We start from the raw sequence: 1,435 nt of genomic DNA, 5'->3' as shown, positions 1-1,435 counted from the left end.
GGCGACCACGGCCGCCTCGTCCAAGCCGCCAGCGGCCACTGTCCAGGCGGACTCCTCGGTCGCGTCGAAGTTCACGCGGGAGGTGCCCGCGGCGATGCGCTTACCGATTGCCGAGACGGGGGCGGGTAGCAGGATTGTGTCGTTGATCGCGTAGTCCGTCAACGGTGTCCAGACACGCCCATAACGTGCGTCAGCATCCGCTTCCGACATCCCCTCGCCGGCCGGCAGATCGCCCCAGTGATCGGTGCCGTTGCCGATCTTGAACACCTCGAGCGTGGTGTCGTAGCCGGGTTCGCCGGCCAACAGGATCGGGTTGGCTGCTGTCCATTGGGCTGTGGTGCCGCGCCGGACTTGTATCTGTGGCATCAGGGTGTACCTCCATCGAGTGGTCTGCTGGGATCTGGGTGTGCGTCGCCGCCGTCGACGCCGATCGAGGCGGGGGACAGTGCTGTCACGATGCTCGGCACCGGCGTATCGGGCAGCCAGTACACCTGCGAGCCGGTCACGTCGAACCGCAGCTTCACCGTCCACGAGCCGGGTTTGATGGTGTGTGAGATCCGCCGTATCCGTCGCACGTACGCGACACCGAGCCGGCGCACCACGATCGCGTCGAGGACGTTCAGTTGCGACACGAGGGCACGCTGCTCGGCGGTCACGATCGGCAGCGTGATCGCACGGGGGCCGCTCTGCTCGACGCTGTACTGGTCGAGGATCGCTGTCGCCCAGGCCGCGAAGTTGGTCCCGTAGTTCCCGGCCTGGATATCTGCCCACGACCCGGAGCCACGCACCACCGGGAAAGTTCGGGACGCCAGCCCCAGAGCCTCAATCGAGGCTTCACGTCGGTACTCGGCGGTCTGCGTGCGGCCGGCGATGAAGTCCAGCTTAGCCGGCGGGTCATCGCTACCGACATAGCGGTCGGTGAAGTCCTCCGAGTCCAGCAGATTCTCTGCGACCCGTACAGCATTCACGAGATCCTTGGAGTCCGAACCGAACTCGGCGTCGATCGAGTACGACATATCGGCCTCGCCCGGTTCGTCGGACACGTCGAGCACAACAGTTGCCGGCAGTGACGACAGAACCTCGAGGCGGTCCTCCCGCGTGATCCGAAAGTAGCCTTTGCGGGCGTTGCGGGCCATCACGAGCGAGCTGAGATAGGTCAGCTTCTCGTCGGCGTACGACGGGTAGGTACCACCCCACGGCGGCAGCGGGCGGGGCGGGCCAGACACATCGACGCCGTCGATCGACACGGGGACACCGAGTCGGTTCAGTACGGGCTTGTACTTTGCGAACGTGTCGAACGCGACCGGGCAAGGCTCGCCGAGTCGGGCGTGGCTGTCGTGCACCCCGATCTCCACCTGTGGCACACGGTTGATTCCGGGGACGATCCGGCGGGACCGGACCCGGCCCGAGGCGATGACCGTCAGGCCAACGCCGT

2 protein-coding genes are annotated in these 1,435 nt (G+C 66.2%); both read right to left on the bottom strand.

All coding sequences use genetic code 11. The annotated features are described in order from the left end of the window. Window positions 1–366 (bottom strand): hypothetical protein (locus A2J02_RS05455; protein WP_197477945.1); only part of this gene is annotated, 366 nt, incomplete at its 3' end. Then, window positions 366–1,435, bottom strand: a 1,070-nt coding sequence (locus A2J02_RS28070; RefSeq protein WP_197477944.1) for a hypothetical protein, incomplete at its 5' end; no start/stop codon positions are given. The genes A2J02_RS28070 and A2J02_RS05455, both read right to left, overlap by 1 nt.

Origin of the sequence: Rhodococcus sp. EPR-147, assembly GCF_001647185.1 — a bacterium.
Taxonomy (GTDB): Bacteria; Actinomycetota; Actinomycetes; order Mycobacteriales; family Mycobacteriaceae; genus Rhodococcoides.
The sequence above is the reverse complement of the archived record's forward strand: the minus strand, read 5'-3'. Positions and strand labels throughout refer to the sequence as shown.